Here is a 24,356-nt window from a genome sequence, read left to right as displayed (position 1 = left end):
CTAAGTTAATAGTATTAATTAAGGAGCTTCTGAAACGATGGCTCCACCTGTCATACTCGTTAGTGATAGGTTGTTTGATTGCAAATTACCGTGTCCCGATGCCATGTTCACGCCAATGTTACCCGACGCACCGTTAAATGCATTACCCGCTAAGGTTGCTGTATTGCTGGTGCCTTGCATAACTTGCATGTATGGAAGCTCAATAGATAATTCAACATCTAGATCTAGCTCGCCGACCTCATCAAACGCCATTTCACCTCCACTTGGATTGTTGCCATCAAAATCTAAGTGACCGACTAAAGTCGCGTCATCACCATTAGCGTGCTCACCATCGTCCATCCAAATTTCTGGATAGAAATCCTCTTGCAATGTGCTAGTCCCTGTATAATCGCCGGTACTCGTCACTGATGCAGAAGCGGTAAAGGTTTCATCTGATGCACCTACAGCGCTGGTATTCCAAATACCGTTATGAGCCGATACTTGGTTATTAGAAACACTCGCTTCACCAAGTCGACCTTGAAAAGCTGAAGCGGCCATATTATTAGCCTGAACATTGTTACCGCCTGCCGCGATATTCACGCCGATATTACCTGAGGCGCCTTTGAAAGCATCACCATCAATGGTTGCGGTATTAGTTGAAGCGTAATTATCCGTTCCAGTAAATGTGCCTCGCTGAGAACTAAAAATTTCCGCATCACCAGAACCAAAAGCAAAACTGGCATCAATAGACGCTAAGGCTGCAGAGTTACCTTGTACATTAAAGTCACCAGCAGCTTGGTTAACGCCTATATTACCGCTGGCATTACCAAAGGCGGCATCACCGATAGAGGCATCATTTTCCAAATAATCATTGCCAATTAAGTTACCGCCAGACGCCTGAACATTATCGACCACAGCCATGCCCAAACCGTCAGCTCGAATATTGCCATCAATTTTGACTGTTCCTTTGTATTCAAGATCTTTTTTAACGTTGACCTCTTTCGTTAGCGATACACTACTGTCTGATTCTGAGTTTGAAGTTGAATCATTATTACCACCAGCAAAAGCAGGAGCACTAATTGCCGCACCGATACACATTACTAGGGTTAATTTTTTCATTTCCATTTTCATATCTCCATTTTGAGCAATTTAATTCCCACTAGGTAACTGCAGCGAGAACTGATTTATGGCGCTGTTACCATCGCCAGAAACTTGGTTGATCTGAACTATGCCTTGAGCATTTTCAAAGCTGTCTGGAGCAATAACGGCGTGGTTTGTATCGTTACGTTCAAGAGGCAAAGCGGTAGGGCTTACTATGTTATTAAGTGCGCTATCATCAAGACCTAAACCAATTACAGATTGCAGAGCAATCGCACCAAGATTAGCCTGTATGTTTCCTTGACCACTCACTTGGTTAACACTAATCAGTCCTTGAGCATTTTCAAAAGCGAGATCTTCAATATGCGTAAGGTTATATGCCGTGTTACTACCTAACTGTTTGAGGTAAGGGTTTTGTTGGTCCGATAAAATGATGACTTGATCAGCAATAGCGTGACTATTGGATTGTAGATTGCGATCACCTGCTGCCTGGTTAATTGCGATACGTCCACTGTTGTTGCTAAAAGACTTTGTGCCTACGGTCGCATGATTATCAACATGTTGGATAAGCTGGCTATCATCGTTGTTTGAGTAAACAACAAATGAAAAACCCGCCAAAGACATGCATAAGCATTTTTGAAAAAAACTTAATTGCATCCAACACCCGATATAAAGTTAAACCGTGCCAACCTTGTAGCAAGTGCTAAGCCAATAATTTTTAGTCTTACAATACATAACGTTAAATAAAACAAAAAAAAATCGGTCTCATTTTTGAGACCGATTTTTTTGTAAATGATTGATTTAACGAGACTCGAACTAAGTTGTCATATTCTCATTATTGAGAAAATAACAAGAGATCTACTCTGTCGCATATATTTCATGCTTATCAATGAGCCTATACAAGGTTGCCCTAGATATTTGTAAGTCATTAGCAACGATATCCATTTTTCCATCATGCTTTTGAATCGCAGAGACAAGCGCATGCTTCTCAACTTGATTCTTAATTGTTTTTAGCCCCAGAGGAACCAGCGGCTTAGCTTGAATAGGCTCAAGCTCCAAATCTCTAGTTTGAATCAGTCCGTTTTCACACAAGATCACAGCTCTGCGGATCCTATTTATAAGTTCTCTTACATTTCCGGTCCATTCATGTCGCATCATTGCGACACATGCATCTTTACTCAGCTTACAGCTCCCAACATTATATTCTTCGGCATAACGCTCACAAAAATGATTGGCCAACTGAATAATATCTTCTGTACGTTCTCTCAATGGGGGTAATTCAATGGTTATTCCATTTAATCGGTAAAATAGATCTAGCCTAAACTCGCCTCTCTCAATTGCAGCCTCCAAGTTTATATGGGTCGCAGCAACCACGCGGACATCTGAGGTTTGCGCACAGACGCCGCCCACGGTATCAAAAGTGCCCTCTTGCAAGAAGCGTAATAAATTGACTTGCTGGTCTAACGGTAAATCACCCACTTCATCTAAAAAGAGTGTGCCGCCATCAGCTTGAGATATTTTACCTTTATGGCAATTAACCGCGCCAGTGAATGCCCCCTTTTCATGGCCAAATAACTCAGATTGAACAACGCCGGAAATAAGCGAACCACAATTGACAGCAATAAAAGGCGCTTTTGAACGCGATGATTGGTTATGAATTTTTCTGGCAATGAGCTCTTTACCTGTACCACTTTCACCACGGATAAGGATAGGGATATTGGTTGGCGCGGCTCTAGCAACATTTTTAGCAAGCATTTGCATTGCACTCGATTGCATCACTGGCGTAACAGCTTTTATAGATGGCGTCTCAACCCCTTGGTTAATGCAGCTGCTATCAGACATGCACTGCTGACGAATGCGAATAACACCCAGTGCATGCCCCATTAAGCGAATAAGTCTATCGATTTCAAACGGTGCAGTATGGTAATCCCAAGCATGTTGTCCAATAATCTTCTGAATTTGTTTACTCTTTAGTTGAGTTCGCTCTATCAGTACTAATAACAAAGTATTTTGATGTCTCTGCCTTACTAGCGACTCAACCCAAGCAAATTGTTCAAGCCCTCTTAAGTCCAAAAATAACAGTTGGCAATCGAAGCTAAACTTAGCTATATCTGAAACGGCACAAAAATCGGCATATATTTCCTTCCTTTTGAGCTGTTCACATAAAAAATCATCATGATTTTTCCCTATGATGCTGATACGTTTCATCATCTACTCCCTAGACTTAAATACCTTAATCAGTCCAAGTGAATGCCAGCCACTATATTTTCAAAGCACAGAAATGCAGCTATATCTCGTCTCCAATTCGAGTGAGTACTTGCAGGCCATCACTTGTGATGATGTAAGACAGTATAGTAACGATCTACCATCTAGGAGCGCCCAAGCCCCAATAAATCTGCGGTCTCAGGGATATTTTAGATACTCTTACAGCGAACATTTTCACTATTGAACAACTTTTCATCACTACTTTTGTAGTGCATACTGGCTTGAATTATTGTTAGAAAATATAAAAAATCGATGATTTGGAAAACTCAAAATCAGCGATAAAAACAACACTTATAATTGCAAAGGATTTAGTAATGGCTTCTCTTAATATGGCATTATTTGCTGTAGCCCTCACAACAGCCACCAACATTCTGCCTGTTTCAGCAAAACTCAATATAGAAGAAAGCCGACTAACAACAGCAACTCAAGCGATCCCAGAGGTTGTTAGTCGTTACCAAGTCTTTGCAACACAATTGGGCGATAAATACAGTCGCCACTCAGATGAACTAAAAGTCACCCAAATGGTGGCTCATCAGGGCCAAAGACTGTGGCAGCAAGCTGTGCGGGATGTTCAATCTGGCCACCTAGATGACCGTTCTTTATATTGGAATCGTTTGGCAATGCGTGAGTTACTGAAAACTCAAAAACCAGGTTTTGCGATTGCCGGCTGGCAACAAGAAATCTTGCTAGATGCAGTAGAGAAGTCATCTCGCGGCTTTAGCGACATCGACTTTAAACAAGATGCAGAAGTAAAAATTCTTCTCACTGGATTCGACCCTTTCTTTCTCGATCGCAATATAGACCAAAGTAATCCATCTGGTCTTGCGGCTCTAGCACTTGATGGTTACCGATTTAAAGTCAATGGCAAACAAGCCCAAATTGAAACCGTGATGATCCCGGTACGTTTTGCTGACTTTGATGAAGGAATGATTGAGTCACTATTTACACCTTTCTATCGTGACAACAGTATTGATATGATTTTTACCGTTAGTATGGGGCGCGATGATTTTGATATTGAACGTTTTCCAGGCTTAAACCGCAGCGCAGCGGCACCTGATAACCTTAATGTGTTGACTGGTGCCAATAAACAAAAGCCGATTGCGCCAAAGTTCAATGGAGGCATACTCAATGGCCCTGAATTTGTTGAGTTTTCATTACCTATTAAAGCGATGCAAACTGTAAAAGGACCTTGGAAAGTTAATGATAATCACACCGTATCAACCTTAAAAGGCGGTGAGTTTCAAGCGACATCATTGGCGCAGCTGCAAAACGCAATATCAGTTGAAGGTTCTGGCGGTGGTTATTTATCAAATGAAATTTCTTACCGAGCTATTTTACTCCAACAACAGTTCAATAGTCAGATCCCCGTTGGTCATATTCATACACCACGTATTAGCGCTTATGATGTAAAAGTTGAAGCTGATATCGTCAATCAAGTCAAAGGGATGGTTAAAGCAGCAGCGGCAACCTTGTAGCCACAGCGGCGATTACAAGTTCATTTAACCCTGTTTATGATAGTGGGCCAGCAGTACAACGCTGGCCTGAATATTCAGCCTCAGTTAAAATACCTCAATTAGATTAGCTCCGCATTTGCAGTCCCATTTGAGAAACCGCCGCCATGCTTAAAATTCGCAATCCATTTAAGTCAGTTATCAAGACTAAACAGGCGGTAAATAACGCTCCAGCTAGCCACTTTAGCGACCCACTACAGCAACAAATCGCAGAACAAGTTGAGCATTGCTACCAAGTCGCAGAGACGTATCTAGGGCAAACCTTTCCACGACCAGAAATAAGCTTTGCACTACGCGGAAAAAGCGCAGGTACAGCACATCTGCAACTCAATAAACTGCGTTTTAATGCGGCGCTACTTCAAGATAATCTTCAAGCATTTTTAAATGATGTCGTTCCCCATGAGATCAGCCACTTATTAGCATCGCAGCTTTATGGCAGAGTAAAACCTCATGGACGAGAATGGCAAAGCATTATGTTGAGCGTGTTTAAGGTTTCCCCGCGCACTACTCATAGTTTCGATACTCGCGCCGTGGAGGGCAAAACTTTCGAGTATTTCTGCCAATGCGGTCCTATAGAGCTTAGTATTCGCCGTCATAACAAGGTGCTGCGCGGTGAAACCCAATATCGTTGTCGAAAGTGTGGTAGTACGCTGCAATCAAGCTAATTTAATCAAATCCTTGCTTAAGCTTGCCGGTATTCAGCGCATTCGTTTTAATGTGCTCCTATTGAAACCAATACGACAAGTTAAAATATTTTCCACATAACCTACTTACAATGAGCACATAGTGCATCATGCATAGTTAGCAATTAGCCACAGACTTTCTGCTGAAAAGACCTTTATAAGCCACTTACAGTACTTTTGTTGTGGTTGGCAAGCATCTCTATCATTGCGACAAACCGCCCCCTCACTTACAATCCCCGCAAACGAACATACGTTTCGTAATTGCGATATTTTTAGGGATTTTTTAGATGTCATTTATTAAAGTGCTCACAGTAGCACTCGGCCTTTTGTGGCTGTTACCTCAAACAACTTATGCTTCCAACGGTCATGCAAAAAGCTTCAATCAAGCAAAAAAAAATGTTCGTAAGATCTATCTCAACCATCTGCCACAAACCAGCTTTTATTGTGGTTGTGATATCACTGTGAAAGGTAAGAAGTGGATCCCCGAACTTAATACTTGCGGCTATGAAATACGTAAGCAAAAAGTGCGTGCATCACGCATAGAATGGGAACATGTTGTACCTGCGTGGGAGTTTGGCCACCAGCTATTATGTTGGCAAGAAGGTGGGCGCAAAAATTGCGGTCGTAAAGACCGCACCTTTAAAAAGATGGAATCCGATCTGCACAACTTAGTACCGGCTATTGGGGAAGTTAACGGTGATCGCAGTAACTATCGTTTTAGTCAATGGAACGCTAAGCCGAATCAATATGGTCAATGCCAAGTTAGCGTAGATTTTAAAGGCCGCAAAGTACAACCACCAGCGCAAACTCGTGGCCAAATTGCACGCACTTATTTTTATATGCAAAAAACCTATGGTTTGAAAATATCCGGCAGCCAATTAAAGTTATTTAAAGCATGGGATAAAACCTACCCAGTTGATACTATTGAATGTCGACGTGATAGCGAAATAGCTAAAGTGCAAGGCAACCATAATGAGTTTGTACAAGCTCAATGCCAAGGCTTAACCGACTCCAAAACATACGCAGAATAAGGCGAGCAACATCATGAGAGTGCCAAGAATCTATCAACAATCAACATTAGTTGTCGGCCAATCGGTCGCATTAGATGATGAAGCCGCAGGTCATGTTGGCCGCGTATTAAGAATGTCTTCAGGTGAGCAGGTTAGCTTGTTCAATGGTGACGGTCATGACTATCTTGCTGAAATTATTAGTGCCAGTAAGAAAAACGTCGAAGTTAAGGTCCTCTCTAGTGAGGAAAATAATAGTGAATCACCGCTTAACTTACATTTAGGCCAAGTCATTTCTCGCGGCGACAGAATGGATTTCACCATCCAAAAATCGGTTGAGCTCGGTGTGAATACGATTACACCATTGTTTTCTGAGCGCTGTGGCGTCAAGTTAACAGGTGAGCGTTTAGAGAAAAAAATTCAGCAGTGGCAAAAGATTGTCATTAGCGCCTGTGAGCAGTCTGGCCGCAGTGTGGTGCCTGTTATCCGCCCTGCTATGCAGTTAGCTGACTGGTGTGCAGAGCCTTCAGATGCCGTTAAGCTTAACTTACATCCGCGAGCATCCCACGGCGTTAACGGCTTAACGCTACCAAATAATCGCGTTAGATTAGTAATTGGTCCTGAAGGCGGACTATCTGCGCCTGAAATCGTCATGACAGAAGAGCACCAATTTACCGATGTATTGCTTGGCCCACGAGTACTGCGCACCGAAACCGCAGCACTGACCACCATTAGCGCATTGCAGCTAAAGTTTGGTGATATCGGCTAAAACCGTTATATGGCAAACACAGCCAGATAGAAGATTTATTAGTAGCACGCTAGAAAACGGGGGCTGATGCCCCCATATTTATCGTTGAAACGAATATAAGATAAGGAAACCGCTCCATGATCAAACTCGGCATCGTGATGGATCCCATCAGCGACATTAATATCAAAAAAGATTCTAGCTTTGCCATGTTAATGGCAGCGCAGTCTCGTGGTTATCAGCTGTTCTACATGGAGATGAACGATCTGGCGATGGTTAACGGCCAAGCAATGGCAACCATGCGCGCATTAACCGTTAAGAATGATCCACTCGAGTGGTACCAATTAGAAGAAGCAGTCGATACTCCGCTTGCTGACTTAGACGTGATCTTAATGCGTAAAGATCCGCCGTTCGACACTGAATTTGTTTATTCAACCTACATGCTTGAGCGCGCTGAAGAGCAAGGCGTGTTAATTGTAAACAAGCCACAAAGTCTGCGTGACGCGAACGAGAAACTGTTTACCGCTTGGTTCTCTGAATTTACCCCCGAAACTATTGTTACTCGTGACGAACAGCGTATTCGCGCTTTCCATCAAGCTAAAGGTGATATTATTCTTAAACCGCTCGATGGCATGGGTGGCAGCTCTATTTTCAGAGTGAAAAAAGACGATCCTAACCTAGGGGTTATCATCGAAACTTTAACCGCTGAAGGTTCACAATATGCGATGGCGCAGGCATTTATCCCTGATATCACTGCCGGTGACAAACGTATCTTAGTGGTTGATGGTGAGCCTGTGCCTTACTCACTTGCCCGTATTCCACAAAAAGGTGAAACCCGTGGCAACTTAGCCGCTGGTGGTCGTGGTGTAGCTCAGCCGCTATCAGAGTCTGACTGGCACATTGCCCGTACTATTGGCCCAGAGCTTAAAAAGCGTGGTCTTATCTTTGTAGGTCTAGATGTTATTGGTGACAAGCTGACCGAAATCAACGTGACGAGCCCAACTTGTATTAAAGAGATTGAAGCGGCATTTGATGTCGACATTACAGGCATGCTAATGGATGCCATAGAAGCACGAATTAACAAAACTGCTTAGCCAAAGGATTCGGCATGAACTTGAGAAAAACATGCACATGGGCCATTAGTGCCCTTGTTCTGTTACCACTATTTGCATCGGCCAATATCGATATTCATGAGGCACCATCGCGCCCAAAAAACATGATTATCATGGTGGGGGATGGTATGGGCCCTGCGTATACCAGTGCTTATCGCTATTACCAAAACAACCCAGACACAGAAGAGATTGAGCAAACAGTATTTGACCGCTTGTTAGTGGGTATGGCGTCAACTTACCCTGCAAGACAAAGTGGCTATGTAACAGACTCGGCAGCATCTGCAACCGCATTAGCGACCGGCGTTAAAAGCTACAACGGTGCTATTAGTGTCGATGTAAATAAGCGCCCGCTCACTAGCATTATGCAGATGGCAAAAGCTCGTGGCATGGCAATTGGCGTTGCCGTCACCTCTCAAGTTAATCATGCCACGCCAGCGGCTTTTCTCGCGCATAATGAAAGTCGTCGTAACTACGATGAAATAGCCCAAAGCTACTTAAGCTCTGATGCTGATGTAATTCTAGGTGGTGGCCAAAAGTACTTCTCTGAAGATCTTCTTGCACAATTTAAAGCTAAAGGTTATCAGCACATTGACGACTTTAGCCAACTAGAAAACCTTAACCAAGGTAAAGTACTCGGCTTGTTTGCCGATGTGCAACTTCCTTGGGTTATCGACCAACAAGATTCTACTCAACTCAGTCTATTAACCCAAAAAGCACTCGATTTATTATCGCAAAATGATAAAGGCTTCGTGCTGTTGGTCGAGGGCAGCTTAATTGACTGGGCCGGTCACAACAATGACATCGCAACAGCTATGAGCGAAATGCATGGTTTTGCAAATGCTATTGAAGTGGTTGAGCAATTTGTGCGCGCGAATCCTGATACCTTAATGGTTGTTACAGCTGACCATAATACCGGTGGATTATCGATTGGTGCTAATGGCGAATACGCTTGGGACACTGCTTTGCTGCAAGGCATTAAAGCCAGTCCCGCAAGCATTGCCGAACAAGCCATTGCCATAGATAACTGGCAAACTCAGCTTAAACAAACCTTAGGGTTTGAGGTCAACAAGGATGAGTTACAACGCCTTAGTAATGCTCGCATGCAGGGCAAAGCAGCTTTTGAAACAAGCTTAAAGCAAGTTATTGATAGCCGCAGCTTTACCGGCTGGACTACCAGTGGCCATACTGGTGGAGACGTACAAGTCTTTGCCGCTGGTCCGGCCGCAGACCTATTTAAGGGTAATCAAGATAATACCGATATTGCTGAAAAAATGATGAGTTTATTGCCACGAGTTAAATAAACTTAGATTGATAGCAACATCAAAAGGTCGCTAAACTTAGCGGCCTTTTTTATTTCTGTTGCGCCCCTCTTCCAACTCGCATTCCAAGGTTGTTACGGTATAATTACCTACAATTGAACTCCGACCTTGAAAACTCATGCTAACCAACGCTTCGCAAGTCCTTCTTAGAAATAGTGAATTAGTCAAAGACCACTCAGTATTGGTCATTAACTATGAAAGCGATCACCTACCAAAAGAGCTACTCAGCACTGCAAGTCGTGTTTGCGGGTTAGCATTAGATTACCATCACCACTTGATGATGCAGCCTTATGCTGCTGCAAATCTAACACTGCATTTTGGTCACCAGCTTCCTAATGAAGATATCTTCGACAGTGTGATTGTTTATTTTCCAAAGGCTAAAGCGCTTGCACCATACCTATTTAATTTAGCTGCAAAGCATTTAAAACCACAAGGTCAGTTAATAGTGGTTGGTGAAAACAAGGGCGGCATAAAATCACTACCGAAACAGCTACCTAGCTATTTTGACAAGCCATTTAAAGCCGACAATGCCCGTCACTGTATCGTATTTTTGAGCGAACTAAATGCAGATGCGCCAAAGTTAACTCTAACCGATTGGCAGAGTAAATATCAGCTAGAGACCCCACAAGGGCAAATTACCATCTGTAATTTAGTCGGTGTATTTAGCGAGAAAAAACTCGATGAAGGTACGCAACTATTACTTGAGAACCTGCCAAAAATGAAAGGTAAGGTGCTTGATTTCGGTTGTGGTGCAGGTGTGATTGCAGCGGCACTACTCAAAGTACAACCTGAGCTGAAAATAGACTGCGTCGATATTAATGCAATGGCACTAGCGTCATGCCAATTAACATTAGCAGCAAACGGCTTTGATGCAAAAGTATTTGCATCAGACGGCCTAGCGCAAACCAATAATCGCTACGATGGTATTATCTCAAACCCGCCATTCCATGATGGCCTTGCCAGCACAACTCAAATCGTCAATAGCTTCGTCAAAGATGGCGCTAACAACTTAACCACTGGTGGCTTATTCCATATCGTTGCCAACCGTCACTTGCCTTATTCAGATATCATTGCTGAAAATTTCGGAACAGTTAATGTTGCTGCAGAAAACAACAAATACAAGATTTACTCTAACGTAAAACCTTAACTCGCCATCATTACGACCAACAAGCCCAGAGTGCTCCTAGATGACACTCTAGGCTTGAAATATTTGGTTAATCATTTGATTCACACTATTTGCCTCTGCTACTTTTTTCCCCATCTTTTCTATGGTTATATTCTCTCATCACTTTGCATAACGCTGCAGCTTACTCGTCATTTAGAGGTTTTAAAATTGACTAAAACCTGTACGATAAGTTGGTATAAAACAACGATAAAAAAACAGATAGCACGGCAATAAACGGACTAAGCATTGCTACATTAAGCCTAAAGCAGGAATGGATTTTTAGCTGTATATTCGCCCAATACTATAGAACTACTTTAGCCAGAAAGCTCAATTAGACACGGTAATAACTATTAGAAAATAACCGCGCAATCAATCAAATTGATAGGGATTTTTATGCTTCATCCAGAGCTCATAGAATTAAGCCAAGATCAGCAAAAAGCCGAATTAAAAATCGTCCCCAGTACCCACGGGCCGATCAGTGAAAACGATCTACTGCAGCTATTGGGCTTACCAGGATTTTCTAGCCTTTGCCCATCACAGAGCCAAATATCTCAAGCCGTTATAAAGGTGAACCAACTACACCCTCAAGATAAAGGTAATGTTGAACTATTTTTTGAAATTGCTGATAGACGCGATGCAAGCATTAGCTTTGAAGTCTCAGACGATAAAATGCAGGCCACTATGATGCTTACGGCAGCTTATGGCGGTAAAAGTCTCGATATTAAAGACATACTCAAAAACTTAAAACTACAACGAATAAGCATGGGGCTGAGTAAGCCTAAAATAGATAGCCTACTTACCGAGTTTTCACAACTCGCACCTGGAGCAAGCTGCTATGGCACCATAGCCAGAGGTCGCCCCCCCGTAAATGGTGTAGCAGCGCAATTAAGCCGTAAAGTATCCCTAGCCAGAGAGCGCTTGTTGCAGCCACAGAAAAATAGTGATGGCAGTGTTGATATGCGTAACCTTGGTGCCATGATAATGGTAAAGCCAGGTAATTTGCTGATCGAGAAAACCCCTGCAACATCAGGTGTAAATGGCTACAACGTTTATGGCGAAAACATTATCGCTAAGCCAGGTAAAGACCTAAGGTTGATTGTGGGTAACGGCACAGAGCTTAACCCTAATAATCCGAATCAACTACTTGCCAGCGTTGCAGGGCAACCCGTCGAAGCGAAGTCAGGCATGCAAGTTGATGATGTTTTGCAAATCAAAAATGTCGATGTCAGTTACGGCCATGTTGACTTTAAAGGCAGCATTCTCATTACGGGGGATGTCGGAGAGGGGATGATAGTAAAAAGTAGCGGCGACATTACCGTTATGGGATTTGTAGACTCCGCAACCTTGGAAGCAAAAGGCGATATTACCGTAAGTAAAGGTATCATAGGTCGGCAATTAAAAGATCTCAGCTTATCGACAAAGCTTACCGCCCAAGGGCAGATTAGCGCTCAGTTTGTGCAGTACTCTAATTTAAACGCGCAAGGTAATATCCTTGTGACTAAACAGCTATTACATAGCCATACTCATACTAAACAACAACTTATCGTTAGCGATGCAACAGGGCGTCGTGGTGACCTTGTGGGCGGCAAAGCTGAGGCTAATGGTGGTGTGAAAGCCGTAGCCATTGGCGCAACAGCTGACACCAAAACTGAAGTTTACTGCGCGATGGAGCTTAGTGACCTTAAGCAGCAACTTAAACAACTCGATCACAGCATTAAGTCCATGGTTGTCGCAACACTCAATATTGAAGCGCAGTTAAGAAAGCTGCCGCCAAAAGAGCAATGGCAAGATGACGCGATGATGGTCGAGCAAGTTACAGTGATGCTCGATGAAAAGCGCCGTATGAATGTAATAAGAGCACAAGAAGAGCTTGAATATGACACGCTAAAGCACACCATAGAAAATTACTATAAGCAAAACTGCGTTCATGCTTTAAAGCACGTGTTTTCTAATGTCGAACTGCATATAGGCCCTGCATTTCATCGAACCCAAAGAGAGCACGGCCCTTGTCGTGTTCAAAACGAAAACCAAGAGATAAGTATTAATTACAGCAATTAACGCTTAATAAATATCTAGATAGGAAATTCAAGTCGTATTCGACTTTCCTTAGGCTGGTTATTCACGGCATAATTAGGTCACATTTGTCCTTTGAGTTATGACGTGGAATTATTGAAAATCGATTGCCTTGGAAAACCACTGCGCCTAGAAGGGTCGCTAGCAGGTTGGCAACAACTGTTTTGGGGTGACACTTTAGTCTCTGTTATTCAAGCAAGCCCTGATAATGAAGGTCTTAAAAACCATAACTTTGAATTAGCAACTCAAGGGAGCGCCTCTGTACAAACCGCAGAGGGTGAGCAAGTGCCAACTCAGAGTATAAAGATCACCCTTGAGACCGACCTACAATGGCAGCCCTTTGTCATTGATTATCGTTTGCTTAAAGACGATGAAGTGATCACCAGCGGTCAACGCAACGCCAAAGATATTGAGCGTCAAATCCCAACGACACCTATTACCGAAAAACGCCAATTTAGTCTTGTCGGCCTAGCGTCACTTGGTTTTAAATTACTAAAAAGCGCCAAAGTCATTAAAGTGCTTTTGGCTGGCGCCAGTGTGGCGGCATATTCTTGGTTATTCTCGTTTCAGTTTGCACTTGCTCTTATCGCTTGCCTTGTATTTCACGAATACGGTCATATCCGTGCAATGAAATACTTTGGCATGAAAACCAAAGGTATTTACCTGATCCCATTTATGGGTGGCTTGGCACTCAGCGACGAAAAGATAAATACTCGCTGGCAAGATGTAGTGATCTCAATAATGGGCCCAACTTTTGGCCTGTTGATGTCAATTGCATCATTGATTGCTTATTGGGTAACAGGCAATATTTTCTTTGCTGGTTTAGCAACTTTTAATGCCCTACTCAACCTATTCAATCTACTCCCGATATTGCCACTAGATGGCGGTCATATCTTAAAAAGCATCAGCTTTTCAATGAACAGTATGATGGGCTTGGTGGCCTGTATTCTTGGTGCTGCGGTTGGGGTTTATATCAGTTATTCATTAGGGTTAGCCTTACTAGGCTTTTTACTACTGATTGGTAGCGCTGAGATTGTATTTGAGTGGAAAACGCGTCACCAAAGCCATCTATTGCCACTTGATAGATATGGACAGATTTTTTCTGCAGTTTGGTACTTCTTAACCGTTGGCGCACTAGTGGGCATTATCTGGTACTTTGCGGCAAGTGGTGATGAAATGCTGGCACTACCACTTGAGATCTTGAAAAGCTAAAAACATCTCATTTAATGACTCGAGCCCATAAAGCGCCTTTGTAGGCTCGAGCAATAACGTAAACGAACACGTTAACCATTACTCACACACGAAACGTAACAATGGCGCTCATCATTATCACTGTCGCAACTCGCGTTAAAAAGTAATACCGAACAATGCGCCCCAGTGTTAGAGACCGTCGATGACCAAAGAGCATTGGCACCTATCGGCCAACTTCTATCTGGATTTCTTGTTAACCATACGTGTAATTCATGTAGCTCTGTAGAGGTTGGTAAGCGCTTGCCTAGCTTTTTAGCCAAACAATTAGCACTACTAAAGCTCAAATCAGCATAACCTTGCCACTCTTCTGACTCGACTTCAAATTGCTCAGCAAGTGCTTTAGATATTAGGGGAGAAAAGCGTAACTTAGTCCCCCAGCTAGTTTTAAACGTGATCTCATTCATAGCCTTACCTCTACCCTTTCTTATGAATCAAAAACACAAGACACAAACCCGTAGTAGTCATCATTCACACTATAAGACTTGCCATTTTTTAAACGTACAGAGTAATGTTCGCCATCAGTAATACTGGTAGAAGAGCGATATATATTATGAGGCGGCCACTCATGGTTAACTTGTTGATTAATCCATAGGTGAAGCTCAAATAATTCAGCGGATGTAGGCAAACGCATAGCACACTTCTGCGCTAGTTGTGTGGCTGCACTATGATCTAAATCTGCGTAACCTTGCCATTCTTGGCACTCAATCCCTAACGAACGCACAGCGTTAACTGTCATCGGTGGCGTAAAAGTTAACAATGCACCCCAACTGGTTATAAAACTAATATTATTCATATCAACCTACTTATTATTAACCGCAATAGCGTCTAAATTAGTCACGGGCAAGGGTTATATAAATACCATATTTGGTAGTCAATAATTAATGCAACAACAGACCTTTATAAAGAAGGTCAGTTAAAAATACAAAAATTAAATTTCAACCAAGACATTTAATAAAAACAACATTAATAAACCAAATAAAACAATGCTGTGAACGAAGTCAACAAAATAGAATAAACACAAGATAGAGAAATTCAAAACGAATTAATTAAAGATACATAATCAAGCTTTAAGTAAATAAGAATAACGGAAATAAATTAGCCACATCATTTCTGAATTTCAGAAATACCAACATTACATCTGTGACTAAATACCTATAGTTTAAATATAAATACCAACAAATGGGTAATTGTGACCACAATCAATTTGTTTCTTTATTCGTTAGTAAATACTCCAAATTAGAAATTGCACCACTAATTAAAATTTTAATTCAATATTACTGAGAGGAAATCAAAATGATTACAAGGAGAGCGCTGCTTGCCAATGGAGCTAAAGTTGCAGTCGGAACTGTATATTGTGGATCATTAGTTAGCTTCCTTACTGGCTGTAGTAGCGATGATGACGATGATAAGACTATTGAGGTTTTACCTGGCGGTTTAATGGTCGTTGATCCTGTGCTATGCGTGGGCTGTAGACGCTGTGAAATAGCTTGTAGCTGGAGCCATGGCAAATCTGCTGTAAGCCCAAATACAGCAAGGATTAAAGTAGCCAAAAACCTCAACTTTGGCCCTCATGGTGTACAAGACAACTACCATCAACAGCGTGGTGAAGAAGGCGATGGTACGGTTGTTCCTGAGACATGCCGACAATGTAATGTGTGCATGTCCGCCTGCCCTCAACAAGCTATTTATATCGATGAAACAACCGGCGCACGCCTTGTTGATGAAGAGCTTTGTATAGGCTGTGGTTACTGCGCAGAAAACTGCCCCCAACAGGTCATTACAATCGATAAGAATACTGAAAAAGCGTTGAAGTGCGATCTTTGCCAAGGAAAACCTAACTGTGCAGAAGTCTGCCCAACAGGTGCAATTAAGTTCTATACATGGGAAGAAGCCATCGCTGAAGTTGAACACCATGAGAAATATTTAAAACTAATTTAATTAATTTTATTTTTATAATTTTATAATTTCATAGGAACTTATATATGAATACCGAATTTGGCGGATGGGCCGGACATGTACTACGTGTAGATCTCACAAACAACATAATTAAAAAGGAACCAACAAGCACCTACCATAACTATATTGGAGGGATGGGGATAGGTTATAAAGTATTATGGGATAATCATAAAGATGGAATAACAGCAACAGATGAAGAAAACAGACTTGTTATTTCAGCAGGACCACTAAGTGGTTCTGGTGCAATATGTTCAGCAAGAACAACTATTACATCAAGAAGCCCTGTAATTAAGAAACACTTAATCACTGATGGTCATTTTGGCGGCCATTTCTCTCCAGAAATGAAATATGCAGGTTATGATGCCATCATTATTGAAGGTAAATCTCCTACTCCTGTTTGGTTAAAAATTGTTGATGACGAAGTTAGCTTAGAACCCGCCAATACATTATGGGGTAAAGGTATGTTCGATACCTTTGCAGCTATAAGTAAAATGATGGGGCAGCAAGCTCAAGTTGCCGCGATTGGCCCTGCAGGCGAGAACCTTGTATCTCAATCAACCATCCAAACTCAAGGCGGCCATTCAGCTGGCGGCCACGGTGCAGTACTCGGATCAAAACAATTAAAAGCGATTGGCATTATAGGTAATGGGGTCGTCGATGTTGTAGCTAACAATGAGCAATTAAGAAAGTTAGACGACCATATTCTCGGTATTATTGGCGCCAACAACCAGGGGGTTGTTCCGCATCAACCGCAAACATGGGCAGAATACAGCTCAAGCATTAGCCGCTGGCGTGGTGGTCCTGGGGTAAAATGGGGAGCCGCAGACAACCCTGTAGATGTGGGTGAAACTCCTTGGGACGATCGTCAAAAAGTTGGTATGCGTACCTCAATGGCTGAAATGTATTTCGGTCGTGAAGAAGCGAATAGAGTATTTAAGCGTCCAGGCGGCTGTCACTCTTGCCCAATCCGCTGCTTCTGTGAGGTCAAAAACCCTAAAATGAAGACAGAATACAAACTGCCCACCGATAATATTTCCAATACTTGTATGGGTTTCCTTGACCCTTGGTATGTTATGGGACTACCTGCCAACTCAGAAAAACGCACAGACATCCAAACAGTAGGCGCGTATTACATGGATAACTATGGCGTCTGGAGTGCATATGGCCAGCTATCCCATATCATGCGCGAATTTATTACCCGCAACTTTTGGCAGCAATTGCTACCGGAAGCTGAGTTTGCAGCGATAAATTGGCAGCAACAGAAAGATCTTGATGCTCATTTCATGGAAGATTTCTATACGCGCCTAGCTTTGGGCACGCAATATAAAGGTTCAAACGTACTAGGTCGGTTCTTAGGCAAAGGCTTACATGAATTTATTAATGAAGAAGGTGAGCTCTATAACATCCAAGATATCCTTGATGGCATAGAAAACCCACGTATGGCTGATCTAGTGTTTAACCTAGAAGGTGACGCAGCCTACGGCCTAACGGGTAAAACTTACAGTGTATTCCTCGATAAAGGCGTAAAAGTCTTTAACCGTTCAATGGTAGGTGGCACCCATCACGCTAGCGAAACAGCAGGGCAAGTAGGAGCATTACTCAATACAGTCTTTAACCGTGATCCTCAGTGCCACTCTCACATCAACCTAGTTAACTGTGGTCTGCCTTACGGCAAGATCTCAGAAGTTGCCGATAAAATGTGGGGCGCAGGTGCTTTTGACCCAGTCAAACACTACAAACCTATGAATATCCCCAAGGCTAAGTTCGCTAAATGGTGTCTAGTAAAAAACGTACTTCATGACTCATTAACCTTGTGTAATTGGATGTTCCCTTTGATCGTCTCACCAGACGTAAAGAAAAACTATCAAGGTGATAGCTCGATTGAGGCGCAAATGTTTAGCCTAGTTACTGGGATCCAAACTAGTGAACAAGAGCTAGATGACAAAGCTGAAGGTATTCTGCAGTTGCACAGAGCACTGTCGGTATTACAAATGCAGGAAATAGATCAGCGTAATAAACATGACGTACTAACTGAGTGGGTTTACGACCTTGATCCGGATAAAGTATTTGGCGATGAAGGAACGATCAAGATGAGCCGAGAGGATATGCAGTTAGGCCTTGACCTATTCTATGCCGAAATGGGCTGGGATCAAGCAACTGGTACACCGACTAGAGCAACTTTAGAGAAATTCAAGCTTGGTTATGTTGCAAACAAATTAGAAAGCCTCGGCTTATTACCTGCGTAAGCCTATGGAATCTTTAGTCGATTTTATCCGCCTATTGAGTCAACACGGCCGTCTCGCGACGGCCAATCAATTGATTGCCATTGCAGGGTTGGAGCTTGAAATAAGTGATGTAAATACAGAGTACCAGCAACTAATTGAAGATGAAAAATACCAAGATATTCTGCTTATACAGGGGGAGCTCGATAGCTATTTTTATTCCGATAGGTACATAGTTAATAGCTATGCGCAGCAGTGGTTAGGTGTCAACGAAGATAAACTTAATGCAACTATGGCAGAATATATAAGACGTTACTCTGCTCTAGGGGAGTTAGTACCGGAGGATAACTTTATCCACGCACCTTACAACCTAGCACAAGCGGATCTAAAAACTCTGCCTCAGCAGTTCATAGCTATCGCAGAGTTTGCCGATATTGGCTACCAGCAAGGAGATAATGGTATCGGGCATTACTTCTCAACGGAAAGCATCAAACCAAGCTACGCTAAAGTCTTAGCCAATCACGACCCATTTGAATGGTCAGTATAACGAGTCAACTGTCATCCCGAGACTAGGCAGAAATGCCTAGTCTATAAATATCGAACACACGAGAATACTCGAGATTTCCCTCAAAACCTCAATTTCAAGCATAAAAACTGCCTCATTAATTACTAATTAATGCAAGAGCATACCTTCCCACGATTTCTATACTTTATTTTCAATCTCTATTATTAATCATCAGTACTCACTCAAAAGCCAATACGTTCAGTGTCAATCAGCACATTGGCTTACTCTGGCAAGTTGTCTTGCAAGTAGTTAGTGATCTTATTAGATATGCTCAATAGCTCTTCACGCAGCCAAGTGTGGGCGGGATCCTGATTGAGTTTTTTCAGCCATATAAGGTAGTTAGTGACTTTTTTATATTCAAAGGGAGGCCGAAACACCTGCAGCTTTAACTGTTCTTTGAACTGCAGCGCTAACGACAGCGGAACCGCGCTGATATAATCCGACTGGCTAACAACCAATAAGTTACTGAATAATGAGCGTCCATGATAAGCCACCTTACGCTTAGACAAATCCAAGTTTGTATAGTGGCTCAAACTGTAGAGGTGGTTGCGGGTTCTTTCCAAAATAGCATGGGACTCCTGCATGTACTGCTCCACTGTAATGCTCCCTTGTATTCTTGGGTGTTCCTCACTGCAGATCACCACAAACTCACTATCAAACAGTTTTAGGCTTTCAATATTGGGGTGGTCAAACGGTAAAATATCAATCATCAGGTCAAATTTTTGCTGCAGTAACACTTCATAAAACCCTTCGTCGTTATCCATTTGATCAAAAACTTCTAACGATATTTCTTTATTCTCAATTAACGAAAACTGCTTTAACAACACACCTTGTAAATGCTCTGGGGCGGTTATCACAAACCTACGGTGAGAACTGGATGAATCGAACTTCCAAAAAGACGTGAAAACACCATTAAGCTGATTTATCGGTGCTTGGATCTGTTGATATAAGCTAATTGAGTAACTGGTCGGGACTACCCCACGCCCTTTCCGAATAAAAAGATCTTGACCAATCTCCTCCTTCAACCTGCTTAACATAGTGCTGACTGTCGACTGATTGGTGTTCAGGTTTTCTGCCGCTTTACTCAAACTGCCATCTTCCATGACCTGAGAAAACACCGCGAGCAAATTAAAGTTTGGAATATCGTTTTTCATCTGCAGTCCAAGATCTTGAGTTTAGCTAGGAGTTGCCAATACATCGTAATTTCGATATTACGAAATCGTAATAGCCTATATATCGAAGACTACTCCCCAATTAACATTAAGTAAAAGAAATTCACATCAATTCAAAACACTGAGGTATTACATGACTTCTTCACTGAAAAAACTTTTACTTTCTGTCGCGATAAGTGCTGCTTTAGTTCCTGTATCAGCATCATTTGCGACCCCAACAACTGAAGCGACATCAACTAACGGTCAATCGCTGCAAACAAGCTCAGCGGCTCACTATCAAAATATTGACTTCGAAAAGCGCTATAACAATGGCGTATTGTTTGAACATGAATCAAACCTATTCTGGGGTAAAGGCGAGCGCATCAAGGTGCTTTCAAAAACAGGCGATACTCTTGCTTACGTAGAAGATTCTCCCCTTGTTCATGACGCACTGACAAAGCATGGTCGTAAGATGGACCAAGCCATTGTCCAAGTCGATGATAACGTATACCTAGGCTACGGTTTTGGTCTAGATACCCCGGTTATGATCGAGGGTGATGATGGCATTATTATCGTCGACCCAGGTGAATCAGTTCAAATGGCAGCGTCTGTAAAAGCGCAGTTTAGGAAAATCACCGACAAGCCAGTGAAAGCCATTATTTACTCTCATAATCACATTGACCATATTTCAGGCGTTCGAGCATGGGTCACCGATGAAGAAGTGGCATCAGGTGAGGTCAAAATCATTGCTCAAGAAGGACTAACCGCAGCCGTGGCTAACTGGTCATCTAATCTAGGCACACTATTTGGTCACCGTACCTCTTACACCGGCGCAAAACATGTGGAAGAAGGTGAACATGGCACGGTGAATGATGGTTTAGGGCCTCGCTTCATGCAAGGTGATATCTCTTTCATAGAGCCAAACGTGACCCTGAAAGATCGATTAGACATCACCATTGCTGGTGTGGAACTGCAAATCGTCAATGTGCCTTCAGAGACAAAAGATGAGGTCGTGGTTTACTTACCTAAGCAAAAAATCCTGCACGCTGCTGAAGTATTACAAGGTGAGAACTTTCCAAACTTGCACACTATTCGTGGCACCAAGTTTCGCGACCCAGCTATGTGGTTCAAAGGCATAGATGTGATGCGCCAATTTGATACCGAAGTGATGATCAACTCTCACGGCCGACCAGTAGAAGGTAAAGCGGCGGTAGCCAATGTATTAACAGCATACCGTGACGCCATTCAGTTTACCCATGACCAATCTATTCGTTACATGAATAAAGGCATGACACCGGACGAGTTAGTTGAAGTCGTGAAACTGCCTAAGCATCTAGCAGAGCACCCTTGGTTAGGCGAGCACTATGGCACAGTTGCTCATGCAGTACGCCAGATTTATGTTGGCTATGTAGGGTTCTTTGAAGCCGACCCATGGCAGCTAGAGCCAATGGCATACCAGCAACGCGCCAAGGCATTTGTTGAGCTAATGGGTGGCAGAGACAACATCATCACAACGGCAAAAGCGGCAATTGACGCTGAAAACTACACCTTTGCAGCAGAGATATTGTCGTACCCCATCACCATCAATAAACAAGATACTGAAGCACGCGAATTGAAAGCTAAAGCCTACAAAACATGGGCTGCGGATCAAGTGAACATCAACTGGCGTAACTGGGCACTTAATGCCGCTGCAGAATTAGAAGGCACACGCGACTTTTCTAACATGATTAGCTTCGCTTCCGTCGATGTATTAACCGCGCTGCCTAGCGAACAAATTTTCGACATGATGACGGCAACGTTAATTGCAGAGAAAACGCTCGATGTTGAAATGGCAATGACCTACAACTTTGCCGACACCAATGAGTCGATGACTATCGAGATCCGTAATGGTATCGCTCAGCTACATACAACGCCTTATACCGGCGCAGATGTGCAGATTGAAACCACTCGTGAAGTGTTAAACCAAATCCTGATTGCTGGCCCTAAGTCGCAGCAGGTGATTGGTAAGAACTTGAGCTCAGGCAAATTCAACTTTGCTAATGGTGACATACAAGCCTTTGGGTTATTCATGAGCTACTTCGACAAGCCGATGACGCCTGAAGAGTTGAAACTAATCGTTCGATAATACGTTAACCCGAGGGGCTACTTAGCCCCTCCGTTTTAGGTGGTCACTATGTCTCGTCTATTACTAATGCTTATATGCTTGCTGCCGTTTTTCGCCAATGCATGCGGAGTGCATCAAAATACAGGTTTATTCCTTATTACGGAGCCCGGATCGCTCCCTGTATTTGAACGCACCGTAAACCAAAGACAAAACGGCATGCTCAGCCACTCAACCCGTTCTGAAAACGTCATGGCAGACCATTTCATCAATGCACTAACAGACAACGGTCAACAAATACCTTTTAGTCTATTTCAACCGGTAAAAGGCCATTACAGCAACGTATTGTTTGCTGAACAAGCCAAATTACAAGACCGAGAAACACGACCTTCGTCTGCAGAGCTTTTATTGATAGCTGAATTAGACGTGCTTGAAGCGTTAGCCATTAAACAGCTTAGTTGGACAGATGCAAAGACCCTCGGTTTAGTGCGCATCAATGGACAAGCCCAAGACATAGCAATGCTCGAACGCTGGTTAGCAACTCTATTTTCATCGACTCGCGTTAATTAATGCATATTGCATTTGCTAAGGAATCTTATGAAAACCATTTTATCCAAAATCGCTACCATCTTATTGGTACTTATCAAGTTCTTGTCTTTTATGGCATTGATGCTCTGCGGTGCTTATCTACTCGCGCCGATGGGACTCATTAACTCTAAAGATATCGATATGAGCCTTTTTACCAATACTCCAAACGACACCATGATGGTGATCTTTAACTCTGAGTATTTCAGCGGCTACCTATTCTCAGTAACTATTGCTCTTGTGGTCTTTGTCTTATACCTACTTTGGTCACTGCATGAAGTTGCTGTTCACCGAGCTGAAAAAAAGCGCAGTTCTCACGTTCAATTGGTGTTTGCACTGTCATTGTGTGGCCTATTTATTCATAAAGCCTGGTGGGTGTTAGCCATCATCATCGCGTTTGCTAACTGGTCGCAAATTGGCGACGCGCTAAGCGGCGTAATAAGAAATAGCCGTAATAAAAGCAATGACTTAAAAGCTAGCAACAATGAACTTCACAAGGTAGAGGAATAACACTATGAAAGAAGTCATGATCCCTTACATCTTAATTATGTGGATCCTTGTTTCGACAGGCGTCGTCAAGTGGACCTTACGCAACGGCTTTTGGATTGTATCTGGCGGAGTATTTATTCTGGTGATATTAGGGGTACTTTCCCGCCTTTGGGCTCCCGTTGATTTGACGTATTCCTCAACCATTAAGGCTCCACATTCCGTGATGTCACCTTTATTTGGAGAGGAAATCGATGAGGTCCATGTTGTGCATAATCAAATCGTCAAACACGGCGATATTATTTACTCTCTTGTCGACACTAAATCTAGCGCAGAAGTTGCGAAAATAAAGTCTTCAATCGTTACTCAAGAAGAAGCTATTGCTCAATTTATTAGGGACTTAGAGCGCACAAAAACATCGCCAGAGATATTCAAAAAACGTGATGTTGAGTATTACCAGTCGCAACTGCGTATTGCCGAGGCGACGCTCATCTCGCTTCACGCTGATTTAGATAAAACCCATTTTGAGCAAAGTCGCAAAACAGTGCGTGCCCAATTTGATGGTCAAGTTGCGGTAGTAAACGTCGCTGATGGTAGCCGCGTCGGTAATATGCATATTTACAACACTGGCAAAAAGTTTCTTGAAATGCGTATACCCGATCAAACTTTTCGCTACGTTGAAAAAGGCCAATTTGCAGAGTTTTATGTCGATGCTTATCCAGGTGAAATATTTCGCGCTCGCGTCCACAGTTTTACCGCAGGCACAGGCGAGTCGTCGATTTCACCAATCCAAGGTCCGCAAAGCGTTAGGCAACATGTTGGCGCGAATACCAGTAGTCATGGTCGTACTGTGATCCTCGAAATTTTTGAGCCAGATGGCAAGGTTATTCCTATTGGTGCTACGGGTTCAGCTTGGATTGCAGCTAATAAACCACATCCATTTTTTAGCTTCATTGATGTCATTGGTGCAGCAACCGTGCGTCTTCACTCTTACAAGTCTTACTTGAACGCAATGTAACTGGCTCACTCGCCTCTAACCCGAGGCGAGTCTCCTCAAATTTGCTGACTATTTATTAAGGTTA

Annotated in this window: 22 protein-coding genes; 16 read left to right on the top strand and 6 right to left on the bottom strand. The window is 42.7% G+C overall.

Features of this window, described 5'->3' with window-relative positions; genetic code table 11:
- Nucleotides 1–18: 18 nt before the first annotated feature.
- From L2747_RS05970 to L2747_RS05960, 3 genes are all read right to left on the bottom strand, one after another.
- Entirely contained in the window at nucleotides 19–1,104 is a 1,086-nt protein-coding gene (locus L2747_RS05970) for a hypothetical protein (protein WP_248998174.1), read from the bottom strand.
- Nucleotides 1,105–1,128: 24 nt separating this feature from the next.
- Nucleotides 1,129–1,734 carry a hypothetical protein gene (locus tag L2747_RS05965; RefSeq protein ID WP_248998173.1) on the bottom strand — a complete coding sequence of 202 codons (606 nt, stop codon included), beginning with the start codon at nucleotides 1,732–1,734 and terminating at the stop codon, nucleotides 1,129–1,131.
- Nucleotides 1,735–1,935: 201 nt separating this feature from the next.
- Nucleotides 1,936–3,285, bottom strand: a complete 1,350-nt coding sequence (locus L2747_RS05960; RefSeq protein ID WP_248998172.1) for a sigma-54-dependent transcriptional regulator — start codon at nucleotides 3,283–3,285, stop codon at nucleotides 1,936–1,938.
- Between the two features lie 371 nt (nucleotides 3,286–3,656).
- On the opposite strand from L2747_RS05960, the gene L2747_RS05955 reads away from it, so the two are divergent.
- From L2747_RS05955 to L2747_RS05915, 9 genes are all read left to right on the top strand, one after another.
- Nucleotides 3,657–4,817, top strand: coding sequence for a pyroglutamyl-peptidase I (locus L2747_RS05955; protein ID WP_428848508.1), 1,161 nt, complete (start codon nucleotides 3,657–3,659; stop codon nucleotides 4,815–4,817).
- A 143-nt stretch (nucleotides 4,818–4,960) separates the two neighbouring features.
- Nucleotides 4,961–5,518: a SprT family zinc-dependent metalloprotease gene (locus tag L2747_RS05950; protein WP_248998171.1), complete on the top strand. Its 558-nt coding sequence runs from the start codon at nucleotides 4,961–4,963 to the stop codon at nucleotides 5,516–5,518.
- A gap of 305 nt (nucleotides 5,519–5,823) precedes the next feature.
- Nucleotides 5,824–6,567 (top strand): endonuclease, encoded by a 744-nt coding sequence (locus L2747_RS05945; protein ID WP_248998170.1) that lies wholly within the window; start codon nucleotides 5,824–5,826, stop codon nucleotides 6,565–6,567.
- Between the two features lie 13 nt (nucleotides 6,568–6,580).
- Nucleotides 6,581–7,312: a 16S rRNA (uracil(1498)-N(3))-methyltransferase gene (gene rsmE, locus L2747_RS05940; protein WP_248998169.1), complete on the top strand. Its 732-nt coding sequence runs from the start codon at nucleotides 6,581–6,583 to the stop codon at nucleotides 7,310–7,312.
- A gap of 116 nt (nucleotides 7,313–7,428) precedes the next feature.
- A complete protein-coding gene (gene gshB, locus L2747_RS05935) occupies nucleotides 7,429–8,382 on the top strand; it encodes a glutathione synthase (protein ID WP_248998168.1) in 954 nt (317 codons plus the stop codon).
- A 14-nt stretch (nucleotides 8,383–8,396) separates the two neighbouring features.
- Nucleotides 8,397–9,701, top strand: a complete 1,305-nt coding sequence (locus tag L2747_RS05930) for an alkaline phosphatase (RefSeq protein WP_248998167.1) — start codon at nucleotides 8,397–8,399, stop codon at nucleotides 9,699–9,701.
- A gap of 136 nt (nucleotides 9,702–9,837) precedes the next feature.
- On the top strand, nucleotides 9,838–10,866 hold the full coding sequence (locus L2747_RS05925; RefSeq protein ID WP_248998166.1) for a methyltransferase: 1,029 nt from the start codon (nucleotides 9,838–9,840) through the stop codon (nucleotides 10,864–10,866).
- A 411-nt stretch (nucleotides 10,867–11,277) separates the two neighbouring features.
- Nucleotides 11,278–12,942 carry a flagellar assembly protein A gene (locus L2747_RS05920; protein ID WP_248998165.1) on the top strand — a complete coding sequence of 555 codons (1,665 nt, stop codon included), beginning with the start codon at nucleotides 11,278–11,280 and terminating at the stop codon, nucleotides 12,940–12,942.
- 90 nt (nucleotides 12,943–13,032) lie between these two features.
- Nucleotides 13,033–14,169, top strand: coding sequence for a site-2 protease family protein (locus L2747_RS05915; RefSeq protein WP_248998164.1), 1,137 nt, complete (start codon nucleotides 13,033–13,035; stop codon nucleotides 14,167–14,169).
- 71 nt (nucleotides 14,170–14,240) lie between these two features.
- On the opposite strand, the gene L2747_RS05910 is transcribed toward L2747_RS05915, so the two are convergent.
- Entirely contained in the window at nucleotides 14,241–14,612 is a 372-nt protein-coding gene (locus L2747_RS05910) for an adhesion domain-containing protein (RefSeq protein WP_248998163.1), read from the bottom strand.
- 20 nt (nucleotides 14,613–14,632) lie between these two features.
- A complete protein-coding gene (locus L2747_RS05905; RefSeq protein WP_248998162.1) occupies nucleotides 14,633–15,001 on the bottom strand; it encodes an adhesion domain-containing protein in 369 nt (122 codons plus the stop codon).
- Between the two features lie 500 nt (nucleotides 15,002–15,501).
- Between L2747_RS05905 and L2747_RS05900 the strand changes: the two genes are divergently transcribed.
- Genes L2747_RS05900 through L2747_RS05890 form a run of 3 tightly spaced genes read left to right on the top strand, consistent with a single transcriptional unit; the run spans nucleotide 15,502 to nucleotide 18,933 of the window.
- A complete protein-coding gene (locus L2747_RS05900; protein ID WP_248998161.1) occupies nucleotides 15,502–16,146 on the top strand; it encodes a 4Fe-4S dicluster domain-containing protein in 645 nt (214 codons plus the stop codon).
- A gap of 44 nt (nucleotides 16,147–16,190) precedes the next feature.
- A complete protein-coding gene (locus L2747_RS05895; RefSeq protein WP_248998160.1) occupies nucleotides 16,191–18,410 on the top strand; it encodes an aldehyde ferredoxin oxidoreductase in 2,220 nt (739 codons plus the stop codon).
- A 4-nt stretch (nucleotides 18,411–18,414) separates the two neighbouring features.
- Entirely contained in the window at nucleotides 18,415–18,933 is a 519-nt protein-coding gene (locus L2747_RS05890; protein WP_248998159.1) for a hypothetical protein, read from the top strand.
- A 239-nt stretch (nucleotides 18,934–19,172) separates the two neighbouring features.
- Here L2747_RS05890 and L2747_RS05885 read toward each other — a convergent pair whose 3' ends face one another.
- Entirely contained in the window at nucleotides 19,173–20,105 is a 933-nt protein-coding gene (locus L2747_RS05885; RefSeq protein WP_248998158.1) for a LysR family transcriptional regulator, read from the bottom strand.
- 151 nt (nucleotides 20,106–20,256) lie between these two features.
- Here L2747_RS05885 and L2747_RS05880 point away from each other — a divergent pair, with 151 nt between their 5' ends.
- The 4 genes from L2747_RS05880 to L2747_RS05865 are packed head-to-tail and all read left to right on the top strand — an operon-like array spanning nucleotide 20,257 to nucleotide 24,292.
- Entirely contained in the window at nucleotides 20,257–22,227 is a 1,971-nt protein-coding gene (locus L2747_RS05880; RefSeq protein ID WP_248998157.1) for an alkyl sulfatase dimerization domain-containing protein, read from the top strand.
- Between the two features lie 48 nt (nucleotides 22,228–22,275).
- A complete protein-coding gene (locus L2747_RS05875) occupies nucleotides 22,276–22,773 on the top strand; it encodes a hypothetical protein (protein WP_248998156.1) in 498 nt (165 codons plus the stop codon).
- A gap of 27 nt (nucleotides 22,774–22,800) precedes the next feature.
- A complete protein-coding gene (locus tag L2747_RS05870) occupies nucleotides 22,801–23,298 on the top strand; it encodes a magnesium transporter (RefSeq protein ID WP_248998155.1) in 498 nt (165 codons plus the stop codon).
- 4 nt (nucleotides 23,299–23,302) lie between these two features.
- On the top strand, nucleotides 23,303–24,292 hold the full coding sequence (locus tag L2747_RS05865; protein ID WP_248998154.1) for an efflux RND transporter periplasmic adaptor subunit: 990 nt from the start codon (nucleotides 23,303–23,305) through the stop codon (nucleotides 24,290–24,292).
- Nucleotides 24,293–24,356: the final 64 nt, after the last annotated feature.

It is taken from the genome of Shewanella marinintestina (assembly GCF_023283845.1).
GTDB classification, from domain to species: domain Bacteria; phylum Pseudomonadota; class Gammaproteobacteria; order Enterobacterales; family Shewanellaceae; genus Shewanella; species Shewanella marinintestina.
Note: the sequence above shows the minus strand (reverse complement) of the source record. Positions and strands in the feature narration are given on the sequence as shown.

Coding starts and splice junctions, on each gene's coding strand:
- L2747_RS05970 (WP_248998174.1), bottom strand. CDS start 1,104: ATGGAAATGAAAAAATTAACCCTAGTAATGTGTATCGGTGCGGCAATT.
- L2747_RS05865 (WP_248998154.1), top strand. CDS start 23,303: ATGAAAGAAGTCATGATCCCTTACATCTTAATTATGTGGATCCTTGTT.
- L2747_RS05900 (WP_248998161.1), top strand. CDS start 15,502: ATGATTACAAGGAGAGCGCTGCTTGCCAATGGAGCTAAAGTTGCAGTC.
- L2747_RS05890 (WP_248998159.1), top strand. CDS start 18,415: ATGGAATCTTTAGTCGATTTTATCCGCCTATTGAGTCAACACGGCCGT.
- L2747_RS05955 (WP_428848508.1), top strand. CDS start 3,657: ATGGCTTCTCTTAATATGGCATTATTTGCTGTAGCCCTCACAACAGCC.
- gshB (WP_248998168.1), top strand. CDS start 7,429: ATGATCAAACTCGGCATCGTGATGGATCCCATCAGCGACATTAATATC.
- L2747_RS05905 (WP_248998162.1), bottom strand. CDS start 15,001: ATGAATAATATTAGTTTTATAACCAGTTGGGGTGCATTGTTAACTTTT.
- L2747_RS05910 (WP_248998163.1), bottom strand. CDS start 14,612: ATGAATGAGATCACGTTTAAAACTAGCTGGGGGACTAAGTTACGCTTT.
- L2747_RS05885 (WP_248998158.1), bottom strand. CDS start 20,105: ATGAAAAACGATATTCCAAACTTTAATTTGCTCGCGGTGTTTTCTCAG.
- rsmE (WP_248998169.1), top strand. CDS start 6,581: ATGAGAGTGCCAAGAATCTATCAACAATCAACATTAGTTGTCGGCCAA.
- L2747_RS05870 (WP_248998155.1), top strand. CDS start 22,801: ATGAAAACCATTTTATCCAAAATCGCTACCATCTTATTGGTACTTATC.
- L2747_RS05895 (WP_248998160.1), top strand. CDS start 16,191: ATGAATACCGAATTTGGCGGATGGGCCGGACATGTACTACGTGTAGAT.
- L2747_RS05945 (WP_248998170.1), top strand. CDS start 5,824: ATGTCATTTATTAAAGTGCTCACAGTAGCACTCGGCCTTTTGTGGCTG.
- L2747_RS05930 (WP_248998167.1), top strand. CDS start 8,397: ATGAACTTGAGAAAAACATGCACATGGGCCATTAGTGCCCTTGTTCTG.
- L2747_RS05875 (WP_248998156.1), top strand. CDS start 22,276: ATGTCTCGTCTATTACTAATGCTTATATGCTTGCTGCCGTTTTTCGCC.
- L2747_RS05960 (WP_248998172.1), bottom strand. CDS start 3,285: ATGAAACGTATCAGCATCATAGGGAAAAATCATGATGATTTTTTATGT.
- L2747_RS05880 (WP_248998157.1), top strand. CDS start 20,257: ATGACTTCTTCACTGAAAAAACTTTTACTTTCTGTCGCGATAAGTGCT.
- L2747_RS05965 (WP_248998173.1), bottom strand. CDS start 1,734: ATGCAATTAAGTTTTTTTCAAAAATGCTTATGCATGTCTTTGGCGGGT.
- L2747_RS05920 (WP_248998165.1), top strand. CDS start 11,278: ATGCTTCATCCAGAGCTCATAGAATTAAGCCAAGATCAGCAAAAAGCC.
- L2747_RS05925 (WP_248998166.1), top strand. CDS start 9,838: ATGCTAACCAACGCTTCGCAAGTCCTTCTTAGAAATAGTGAATTAGTC.
- L2747_RS05950 (WP_248998171.1), top strand. CDS start 4,961: ATGCTTAAAATTCGCAATCCATTTAAGTCAGTTATCAAGACTAAACAG.